General features: G+C 56.0%; 12 protein-coding genes and 1 pseudogene. 2 read left to right on the top strand and 11 right to left on the bottom strand.

The window, feature by feature from the left end:
• Positions 1 to 161: 161 nt before the first annotated feature.
• Positions 162 to 335, top strand: coding sequence for a hypothetical protein (locus QMC91_RS07100; protein WP_300237162.1), 174 nt, complete (start codon positions 162 to 164; stop codon positions 333 to 335).
• 212 nt (positions 336 to 547) lie between these two features.
• A complete protein-coding gene (locus tag QMC91_RS10010) occupies positions 548 to 1306 on the top strand; it encodes a transposase (RefSeq protein WP_366944387.1) in 759 nt (252 codons plus the stop codon).
• Between the two features lie 18 nt (positions 1307 to 1324).
• On the opposite strand, the gene QMC91_RS07110 is transcribed toward QMC91_RS10010, so the two are convergent.
• The 11 genes and pseudogenes from QMC91_RS07110 to QMC91_RS07160 all read right to left on the bottom strand — a co-directional run.
• Positions 1325 to 1648 (bottom strand): SWIM zinc finger family protein, encoded by a 324-nt coding sequence (locus QMC91_RS07110; protein ID WP_300237165.1) that lies wholly within the window; start codon positions 1646 to 1648, stop codon positions 1325 to 1327.
• Positions 1645 to 2355, bottom strand: a complete 711-nt coding sequence (locus QMC91_RS07115; protein ID WP_300237167.1) for a Nif3-like dinuclear metal center hexameric protein — start codon at positions 2353 to 2355, stop codon at positions 1645 to 1647. Before QMC91_RS07115 ends, QMC91_RS07110 begins: the two co-directional genes overlap by 4 nt.
• A gap of 250 nt (positions 2356 to 2605) precedes the next feature.
• Positions 2606 to 3631, bottom strand: coding sequence for a two-component regulator propeller domain-containing protein (locus tag QMC91_RS07120; protein ID WP_300237169.1), 1026 nt, complete (start codon positions 3629 to 3631; stop codon positions 2606 to 2608).
• Complete coding sequence (locus tag QMC91_RS07125) at positions 3616 to 4107, bottom strand: chemotaxis protein CheD (RefSeq protein ID WP_300237171.1); 492 nt, start codon at positions 4105 to 4107, stop codon at positions 3616 to 3618. The genes QMC91_RS07120 and QMC91_RS07125 overlap by 16 nt, the downstream gene beginning before the upstream one ends.
• A gap of 19 nt (positions 4108 to 4126) precedes the next feature.
• Positions 4127 to 4741: a chemotaxis protein CheC gene (locus QMC91_RS07130; protein WP_300237172.1), complete on the bottom strand. Its 615-nt coding sequence runs from the start codon at positions 4739 to 4741 to the stop codon at positions 4127 to 4129.
• 11 nt (positions 4742 to 4752) lie between these two features.
• On the bottom strand, positions 4753 to 6714 hold the full coding sequence (locus QMC91_RS07135) for a chemotaxis protein CheA (RefSeq protein WP_300237174.1): 1962 nt from the start codon (positions 6712 to 6714) through the stop codon (positions 4753 to 4755).
• Positions 6707 to 7741: a chemotaxis-specific protein-glutamate methyltransferase CheB gene (cheB, locus tag QMC91_RS07140; protein ID WP_300237176.1), complete on the bottom strand. Its 1035-nt coding sequence runs from the start codon at positions 7739 to 7741 to the stop codon at positions 6707 to 6709. Before cheB ends, QMC91_RS07135 begins: the two co-directional genes overlap by 8 nt.
• Before the next feature lie 2 nt (positions 7742 to 7743).
• Positions 7744 to 8106, bottom strand: a complete 363-nt coding sequence (locus tag QMC91_RS07145; protein ID WP_300237178.1) for a response regulator — start codon at positions 8104 to 8106, stop codon at positions 7744 to 7746.
• A gap of 71 nt (positions 8107 to 8177) precedes the next feature.
• Complete coding sequence (locus QMC91_RS07150; protein WP_300237185.1) at positions 8178 to 8984, bottom strand: CheF family chemotaxis protein; 807 nt, start codon at positions 8982 to 8984, stop codon at positions 8178 to 8180.
• Positions 8985 to 9030: 46 nt separating this feature from the next.
• Positions 9031 to 10092, bottom strand: a complete 1062-nt coding sequence (locus QMC91_RS07155; protein ID WP_300237180.1) for a hypothetical protein — start codon at positions 10090 to 10092, stop codon at positions 9031 to 9033.
• Positions 10092 to 10552: pseudogene (locus tag QMC91_RS07160) on the bottom strand (flagellar assembly protein FlaJ); the annotation flags it as partial. The gene QMC91_RS07155 and the pseudogene QMC91_RS07160, both read right to left, overlap by 1 nt.

The raw sequence follows: 10552 nt of genomic DNA on the forward strand, positions 1-10552 counted from the left end.
AGATATGTAGGGTTGTGACCGATATAGTTGTTCGTATGCGCTGTTCAAGGTTTCCACTCTCTTTGCGCAAGGGGGCCCCCCCTTTAGGGTGGGGAGGAATTGCGCGTTTCACCTCCACTAATACGATATATAGTTATACACTTAGTGATACCAATAGATCGATGCTTATCCAGAAGACCGTGCAGATAATCATCGAACCAGATCCAGATCTCCGTGAAACGCTTGATACGTTCACTGAAGTCTGCAATCAGATTTCTCCAACTGCATATAATTCTGGCAAGCCTCTCAATGCTCTCCGTCTTCACAAAGCAGTCTATGCAACGACAAGGGTGTAATTTCGAGCCAACTTACATGTACTGCTATCAGGCTCACTGCCGGGGCATATGTAGCGGCTCGAAAAAATGGGCATCAGATCAGTCGCCCGTTTATATGGAAGACTCCACGCGCTCTCTTTCTCATTGGGAAAAAAGGGCGGGACGCATCCTTCAGAAAGGATGGAACTCTGTCGATATGGACGGTTGCAGGTAGAAAGCATCTCAAATACTCCGTGCCACTAGCGTTCCAGGAAACTCTCGCGTCGGCTAAAGAGATCAATAGTGTTGTCGTTACAGTTCGCGGAGGCCGTCTCATTGGTTATGTTGCTATAACAGTGGAAGTCCCGGACATGCCAGGAATCGTCCCGGCAGGTGTAGATCTCAACGAGACCAACGCTATCGTTGCAGTAGACGCCGATGGAAGAACTCTGTTTATCACGGGGCTGCACAGAAAAGTGCTCACCATCAGAACGCGCAAGACCGTTTCTCGGCTTCAGGTCAAACTTGAAGCGAAGAAGGCAGAGGGAAAGAACACAAGAAGTGTTGTTCGTGTCCTCAAACGGCTGTCGCTCAAGAGATCGCGGCGAACCCGGGACTTCTGTCATTGTGCGTCCAGGCATCTCATTGAATGGGCTCCTCAGAACTGCGTGCTCGTATTCGAAGACCTCTCGTTCTCGAATAAGAGAAAGAAGTCTAAGAAACGTTCCAAATCTTTGAATCGCCGTCTTTCTGTGTGGCCCGGAGGCATGATTCGAACCTTCGCTACCTACAAAGTAGCCGGGAAAGGCATCGCCGTTGGAATTGATCCTGCGTATACCTCTCAAATATGCTCTCGATGTGGGTTGCCTGGAAACCGTTCTCGTCATTCTTTTACCTGCCCGCACTGTGGTCACACCGATCACAGTGACATCAATGCCGCGATCAACATTCGGAACCGCTTTACTGTCCTTCGGGACAGTGGGGTGTTGTCAACCACCCCTGAAGCCTCTTAGGGAGGCGAGCCCCGCCCTTCAGGGCGGGGTAGTTGACGTATCCTGATACCACAGGTCGTAGGATTCATACAGTCCCGTTCTTTCGGCGATCCTCACCGCAAGTATATGCCAGCATTCCCGTCCTCTGAAGAGGAAGTCGCTGCAGGTGCAGAAATCGTCCTCGACAACATACTCGCTGCTGCGCCCGACCACGATGAAAAAGTCAAGGTAGCGTTTTACCTGACCCTCATCAACTGCCATAAGTGCCTTTCGACCACGCTCTCCGTAGACGCGCTCGATGCAGGTGCGCAGTTCCGGTGTCAGCGCCCCCTCTCGCTCGATATCCTGCCATATATCACTCATGGAACTATCGCTACATCTGGTGGATCCGGGATATAATGCCAGCCCATGTGGGATGCAAGGGCTTCCATGGCCGGTGCCTCGAGGGCGTAATGGGTGGCTTCAAGGCAGGGGATTGGCGATGCACGGGCAACGCTGTGTTTTAACTCCGCCGAGAGGAAGGCTTCTGCCCCAAGATCTACGGCCTCCTGGATCAGGTCGGGGTCAAACCCGGCACCACCGACGACCGCGAGTCGCCGGATCAGACCTACCTCGCCGTAGACCCGGATCCCTCCACCGGGGAGGAGGCGGGCGATCCCTCCCGGGTCAAGAGAGCAGTTGCCGACGATGCCGGTGGTCATCCGTTCTGTTCCTGATAGCCCGAGCCGGGATGCCAGGACGTCGTTTACACCGCCTTCGGCACGGTCGAAGTTTGTGTGGATCACGTAGAGGTTCATACCGGCAGAAAGGAGGGCCGAGAGGAGGCGTGATGTTGCCCCCCTGATCGACGTTACCGGTCTCCAGAGGGGGGTGTGGTGGACGACCAGCATATCCGCACCGGTGCGTACCGCGGCGTTCACAACCTTCTCTGTGGCGTCGAGTGCACAGCAGACCTCTTCGATCTCGTCTCTCCCCTCGACAATGAGACCGATCCTGCTTTCATCATACTCTTCGGCAAGGCTGGATGGTGCAACCTCCTCCATTGCAGCGATGAAGTCCTTGATATACATATGATTATCCCTACGATCTCGTGGGATAAAAGGGTAAACGAGTGGGGAGGCTGACCTGGAAATCCACCTCCCGGCCGCTACCACGGCCTCCTCCCGCCCCCCCCGGGGGCGGGCAGTGATCTGCGATAGACCCGGATGGCCGTGCAAGGGGGAGGGTCGCACCGTAACGCTGGAGACATCCTCCAGGGCACTGTATCGATGGAGAATCGCCAATCAGGGGAGAGGGATAGAACAGGCGCCGCCTCCCCCGTTACAGCACCTGAATTGTCGGGTATCGCTGGAGCGGTGGGATGTAGCCAACGTGGCCGGGAACAACAAACCAGCAACGCCCGTAAGCATCGACGAAGAGTCTCTTGACAAAGTTTTTCCGGATACCATCACTCGACGTCAGATGTAGCACGACGCCGGAAGAGTTCAACCCGTATATGCCGTTATCAGATGCAATGAGAAGCGTCCCATCACGTGTTGCCGCGACATCGTTGATCCTTACCGGAAACGTGTTCAGGTCTGAGGCGTTGAGAACACGGGTGACCCCCCCATCAGGAGAGTAATGGAGAACTGTTGTGCGGTTGAAAAGGTAGACCCCACCGAAGGGGTCGACCCGCACCCCGGAGATTGTGAGTAGCGGATCGTCCCCAAAAAAGACCTGTTCAAACCGGAGATTGCCTTTTCGATCTTTTAGCACCCAGACGCCCTCGTTCTCAGAATCGATGACCAGCGCATCGCTCCCGGCATCGACCACCATGCTCACAACGGTATAAAACCCTGCTCCCTCGGGTCCACCGGGTTTATACCACGTCCAGACACCGTCATGCCAGTGATGCAGACCCGCACTCCCGGTGGCGACCCAGACCTCGTCATCCCATCGCCTGATACAGTTGATGTTCAGGTTCTTGAGGTGATCCTGGTCCTGGATTGCACGATATCCCGTCCCGTTCCCCATCTGCAGCCCGCAGGAATACCCGAGCCAGAGGTGACCATCCGGGTCGAGGGCAAGAGCGGTCACCATGTTGTCCAGCGGTTCGAGAAAACCGTAGTCTGTCTGGCGAGGGTTCCTGGCGTTGACCGAATACCACGTCCCACTTGCAGTGTAGATGGAGAGACCCTCGGCGGTCGCAAAGATGACATCCCCGTACCGCCCATTGATCACGTCCTTGACGTCCGCAGAGGCGATGGAGGAGGCGTGGTCAGGAGCCGCGATATATATACCAGAAGATGGTGGAATAATCAGGAGAGATGCCAGAAGAAGATGGGCTAGGATCAGACCTGGCTGCATGTTCCATCCGCCCTCTTGATGACGAGGCGGCCTTTCCCCTCGGGCCAGAAGTAGACCGAGCGACCGACCTTTCCGCCTGTCTCCTCGTAGTCGATCCTGATCCTCTGTTTCTGCAGATTCTCCTTAACCGCAGCAATGTTCCGTTCGCCGATGTTCAGCGAGTTCGCCGAGAATACAAACATGCTCGCACCACCGACGACAAACGCAGCGATCGTGTTTCTGGTGCATCCCTGGCTCTCCATCTCATCGAGAAGGACATTCGTGGCAGTATCCGCAAATTTGCCAGGACGATCGACGCTCCCGCGGCTTTCGGGAAGCATTATGTGAGCGAGACCCGCAATCAAACGCCGCCGGTCATACAGGATGAGCGCGATGCAGGAACCAAGCCCGATCGTTGCCATCGGATAGTTCCCAACACGGTGTTCACCGAGCCCCAGGATAACTGCCGTCTCCTCTCCAAAAAAATCGTTCTCCATGTTATTATCCGCGGGCCGGCTAGGAGGGTGGTTCCATCAGCCGTTCCAGCATCCGGAACAACTGATCGGCAAGTTCTACATTAGGGAGCATGTAGATGCTCCCATAGACAGGGGGCGCCTCGCTCATGAGCTCGGTGTTGAAGATCAGGACACTGTTCACATCGGTGGTCACCTGGGCAACGATGGACTCAAAAGCAGCATGCGCCATATCGATGGCCAGCGCTGGTGGCGAAGGCAGCATAACTATCCCCAGCAGTTCGGCGGTTGCATCCAGGAACGCCGATATCATGATGTTCCCGATCTCGATCGCAGCGCTCTGATCCATCTCGTTGATCTCGCGATCGGTATCGCCCATACCAAGCATCTGATTTGTCAGCTGGATGATCGTCTGCCGGGGCATGCTGACAACGATATAGCCGCCTTCCGCGATCTCACCCTGGATCTGGAAGACAACCATGGCAGAGATCTCGTTACTGATATACTTGTGGAGGTCGGCGATATCGATGGCCAGTACCTCCGGCACCGTCATCTCAACCGGGCTCATCAACATCTGTGACAGACTCGTCGCCGCGTGCGCCGCGCCGATGTTCCCGAACTCCGTCAGCGCGTCTTTCCAAACAGGATCAAGTTCCATGAAAACCTCTCCTAAATCATTGTATTTACATCGAGTACCGGCACAACATCACCGTCCCCGGGTATGGTAACACCGCTGATACCGCGGCAATAGCCTGCGATCCTCGAGAGCGGTTTCACCACAACCTCTTGCTGGCCATCAACATAATCGACGACTATGCAGCACCTCCTGCCATCATTCTGCAGCACGATCAGTGTATCGCCCTTCTCCGCCCGGCCGAACATATCCTCCAGACGATACAGCGGAAGGGTCTGATCACGTAGCAGGATCGCATCGGAGTTGCCGATCCGATGGATCGCCTCCGGCTTTGCATGTGCCACCTCGACAACGTTGCTCACCGGGATGGCACACCGCCTCCCGTTGATACGCACCATCATGACATCGATGATCGCCATCGTCGGTGGCAGAACAAGCTCGAACTTAGTTCCTCTACCAGGCTCGCTCTCGACCTTGATCGTGCCCTTGAGCGACTCGATCGTCTTCTTAACCACATCAAGCCCGACTCCCCTGCCACTGATATCGTTGATGACGTCGGACGTGCTGAACCCCGGTTCAAATAAGAGAGCAATAAGTTCGTCCTTCGTTGCGCTGGCCGCCGCCTCGGGTGTGAGAAACCCTTTTTCAACGGCCTTCTTCCGGAGTTTCTCGGGATCGATGCCCGCACCATCGTCTTCGACGTTTATTATAACGTTGTCCTTGTCCCTGCGGGCTGTCAGCCGTACCAACCCCTTTACAGGTTTGCCCGCGGCTTTCCGGGCCTCCGGTGTCTCTATACCGTGGTTCACAGCGTTCCTGATGATATGCAGGAGCGGGTCCGAGAGCCCATCCATCATGCTCCTGTCAAGTTCGGTCTCACCGCCCTCAACTATGAACTCAACCTCCTTCCCATCATGGTTTGCCACGTCCCGCACTACCCTCGGGAAACGGTTGAATATACGCTCAAGCGGCATCATCCTGATCCCCATCATCAGGTTCTGGAGGTCGGAGACCGAACGCCCGATCATGCTCAGAGCCTCGTCGAACTCCTTGATACCATGCTTCTTCGCGATCTGCTCGAGCCTGCCGCGATTGATAACCAGATCCTCCACCAGGTTCATCATCCGGTCAAGCCGCTCGATATCGACACGGATATTCTTGATCTCCCTGATCTTCTCGGGCCTTGCCGTCTTCTGCACCTGCGGTGCCGGCGCCCGGGGGGACTCCGGCGTCTCTACGGGTTCATGGGCATCCATACTCTCTGCCGCCAGATACGATTCCAGCGGAGAGAGTGCAAGAAGAGATAGTTCCGTGCCAGAAGCAATCGTACGAAGCGCGTCCTCCCCTGCATCGCTCTCGACGACAACCTCAAACGTTCCGTCGAAGATTCCATCCTCGATCTTATCGCGGGAGGGAGTCGTCGAGCGGATCTTCCCGATATCTTCCAGGTTCTGCAGGAGCAGCATCGCTCTTACGTCCTTCATGGTGCTTGTCGGGTCGACAGCGACCTTCATCCTGTAGACCGGAGAACCCCCCACCTCTCTGGAGGGTTCGCGTGGGGGTTCTGGAGGGGATGTGGGAGAGGGAGGGATGAGGTCTTCGACCGGCGATCCCTCCTCGGCAAACGCCATAAGTTCCTGCACCAGAGGCCCGGACTGCTCGTCTGATGGGTTCTCCCCGGCTTCGATGGCATCAAGCATTCCCTCAATCACGTCGGTGCAGGTGAGCAGAAGGTCGGTAAGCGACGGGCTCACCTCCAGCCCGCCGTTACGGATGAGTGAGAAGACGTCTTCCATCGAGTGACAGAGGTGCTCCATTGCATCAAAGCCCATCGAAGCGGCCATCCCCTTGAGGGTGTGCGCCGACCGGAAGATCTCGTCGATGGCAGTCTGCTGGTCCTCCCCACTCTCAAGGGCAAGGAGGTTGTTCACGATGTTCTCATGATTCTCCCGCGACTCTTCGACAAACAGCTTCCGGTATACCTCTTCGTCAAACATGATCCACCTCAACCTGACCGACCGCTCGCGTGATCTCGCGCGCAAGGTTCTCCAGCGGAACAACCCGGTCGACACAGTCTCTTGCCAGGGCGGCACGCGCCATCCCGTAGACAAGACAGTCCTCTTCTGCACAAACCATCGTGGTTCCGCCAGCCTTCTTCACAGCAAGCGTCCCTTCACCACCGTCGCTCCCCATTCCCGAGAGGATAACAGAGACCGTTCTGGGGCCAAAGACATGCGCTGCTGAGGTAAAGGTCGTATCGACGGCGGGGCGGACAGCATGGACCGGTGGGGCGGTCGAATGAACTATCCGACCGTGGACACTCCCGGTGCTCGATGCAACCCTTGATATGACGCTGTGGACGCCGGCTTTTGAGACCAGAACCGCCCCTTCCTCAAGGTTATCACCATTCCGGGTCTCCCTGACCTGCAGGGCCGAGACCCGGTTCAGACGTTCAGCAAGCGATGCCGTGAACCCCTCGGGCATGTGCTGGGTTATGACAACAGCAGCAGGAAGATCGGGCGGCAGCCCCGAGAGCAGGACGTCAAGCATCGGAGGACCACCGGCCGAGGACCCTATCACCACAATCGTCTCCGCATCCTTCCGTCTGATCTCAGGATGTTTATCTACTGTCGGGAGACGAAGGAGGTTTCTGATCTTCTGAACAAGTTCTTTCTCGATGCCTCGAACGTTGGGGACATCCTTTGGCTTGAGCATGAAATCGTCCGCCCCGAGGCGCAGTGCCTGGTGGGTCATATCGGCGTTACGGGACGTCAACGTGCTCAGTACCAGGACCTTCGGTCTCCTGCTCTGACTCTGCAGGTTTTCAAGCACCTCAAGCCCGCCCATACGGGGCATCTCGATATCCAGCGTGACAACATCGGGGTTTAACTCCGCAATCTTATCGAGAGCATCGATGCCGTTCACCGCTGTCCCGACGACCTCGATCCCCGGATCGCTTTTGAGCAGGTCGCGGAGTATCGTCCGGATAAAGAGCGAGTCGTCGACGATCAGAACCCGTATCATGGTCACGCACTTAGAACGTTCTTGACTTCTTCGAGGACCTTTGGAGCCTGAAACGGCTTGACTATGTATCCTTTTGCACCGCTCTTGACGGCAAGCTTGACCATCTGCTCCTGGCCGACCGCCGTGCACATTATGACCTTTGCGGAGGGGTCTGTAGCCCGGATAGCCTTGAGTGCCTCTATCCCGTTCACCTTTGGCATGACAATGTCCATTGTGACCAGGTCCGGTTTGAGCTCCTGATACTTTGCGACCGCCTCCGCTCCATCCGCCGCCTCACCAACGATGTCGTGCCCGCCGGAAAAGAGGATGTTCTTTAGCAGAGTCCTCATAAACATAGTATCATCGACGATCAGAATCCTTCCCATCGAACACCACTCATTCTTTATTTGTGAAAAAAAGGTAATATATATTTGCGTGAATGGCCTGTCCTGCACCATCACTCCATTGGCGATTTTAATGATTCTGAGATATACCTGACACCTTTTGGGGTTAATTGAACCTCTTTTCTGACGTAGAGCACCTCGGCCATACCTGTGGATATGAGTTTATCGTAGATGGTATCGAGGTCTCTGTGCGAGAGTTTGAGCATATTCTCGATGGCACTTGAGTCCATCCCGCTGTAAACAAGCATTGCCACCTGGCCGGTCATGGGATCCAGGTCCTCGCTGACCTCGGTGTCGCTCGTCGCCTCTTTGAGGAAGTTATAGAGGACCTGGAGCGTCGTCAGCGGGCAGAGGACAAAACTTGTCACGACCTCGTTCTCGACAAGGTGGTCGATCTTAACAACGTCCAGGTCCTTCCCCTGGATCTCCCGCGATGTGAGTTCGATGCTTGCCACCTCATCGAGGGGGATGCAGACCTGCTTCTCCTGGCTGACAAACCAGATCCCTGTCTTCATGACGGCGATCGCACCCTTCTCCCATCTGGCATCCTGTATGAGGACGCCACCACGGATTGCAGGTGACATGAAGAAAGCGTTCAACCGATAGGCGCTTGCCTGTGTAATGATGAACTTCTTTAAGACGGTAAGAACCTTCTCGACCGACGCGATCTGGTAGACCGTCTCGCCGTCACCGCCGACGGCGACAATAATCTGGTTCTTCTTCTCCTCCAGATCGACAACCGACCTGTAGGGGATCTCCCGGTCAACAGGCGCCTCGATACGGAAACGGTCCTCTGCTATGCCAACCTTTGTCGGGACCCACCTGCCTTCATGTTCGACCTTTGCCGGGACCATCTTCATCATCGCGTCCGTCACCTACCATATACCAGTATCTCGCAGGATGGTATCACCGTTGTGATCGGAGTGCCTCAAGAATCTCTTCAAGCTCCGCCGCCAGATCTTTCGCCGGAATTTTCTCCCCCCCCAAATCCCGCAGCAGGCTGATATCCTCGACAAACTTCTTCCTCCGTCTGTCAGCCTTCAGTGTGGTGATCAGAGAATCCTCAACCGTGCCACCGGAGGCAAAGGAAACTATATCAAAATCCTCTTTCTCCTCCCCCTTTTCTTCCTCCACCGCGGCCTCATCCTCCTGGGCAGGTTCCTCCTCTTCTTCCTCTTCTTCGCCCTCGACCTCGATCTCTATCTCCTCGGGGTTCAGTTCGTCGAGCGTGGAGAGTTCGTCTCTCAGTATACTGATGTCCGGGATACCCTCATCGACAGGAATTTCCGGGACCTCAGCTGATATCGGAGGAAGAACGTTAACCCCGGCACCACCCCCCGGTGCCTCAATGTCGGTCTGGTGGGTCTTCAGGATCTCAGATACGGCATCCATATCCTCTGCGGACAGGAGGGATACATCCTCCGGCGAGAACGAACCCCCGAGGTCGGGGCCTTCGCCGTCGAGATCGAGATCGGCAAGCGAGTCAAGGTCAAGGTCTGCAAGCGAGGCCAGAGGGTCTGTCACGCTCCCGTCGGGTTTCGGGGTAGCGGGGGTCGGGGATGGAGCATCCCCCTCGACCGCCCGGTCGAGCATGGTATCGATCTCCCCGGCACGCTCCTTCTTCTCGCTATCTGATGACCTGGCATGGGCGATCGTCTCCCGGATCGAGGCTGTGAACGTCCCGAGCATGCCGGAGAACCGGCCTTTTTTAGCAGGGGCAGGCCTCTCTTCCGCTGCAGTCGATGCGCCGGGCTTCTCCTTCTTCTTCCTCCACCCCAAAAACGTGGCTCGTAGATTTGAGGGTTTCAGTTCTGCAAGGTTGAGCGCCCCGGTGACCAGAAGCGCAAGGAAACCGGCGAGCACGGTGACCGCAACGACAACCTCGGGGGTGGCATCGAAGAGGATGATCAGCGAACCGGTGCCGACGGTTATAAGGAACAGGAGCGGGCGACGGAGACTCTCTCTCACTATCCCACCCCCACAAGTGCTGGAATGGAGAAGAAGATGCCCACGACGATCGGTGCAATGATGTATATGATACCTGTGGCCACACAGAGCACGCTCGTGAAGAAGTAGTAGAGGTAGCGGTCACCGCCCATAACAATCTTACCGGCAAGGATGTTTGCAACGGTCAGCAATAAGAGGATCGTTACCACGTAGGTTCGCATGATGTCTTCAGGGAAGTTCACAAAGAGGTTCATGGACATCCCCATGGATACCCCAACACCAGAAGGGGTGCCCCCCGAGAGGGCGCTTGAGGCCTCGGAGAAGTAGTTCATCACATCTGTAACGGCATTGGACATCGAGAGAAGGATCTCAAAAAGGAAGACAAAGATGGCGATCATTGCAGCGTGCATGGGCACGAGAAGGACGACGAAACCCTTCACCATCATGTCGCGTTTGCGCCGGAGCAGCACCTGCTCGAGCA

Origin of the sequence: Methanoculleus sp. (assembly GCF_030019085.1) — an archaeon.
Lineage (GTDB): Archaea > Halobacteriota > Methanomicrobia > Methanomicrobiales > Methanoculleaceae > Methanoculleus.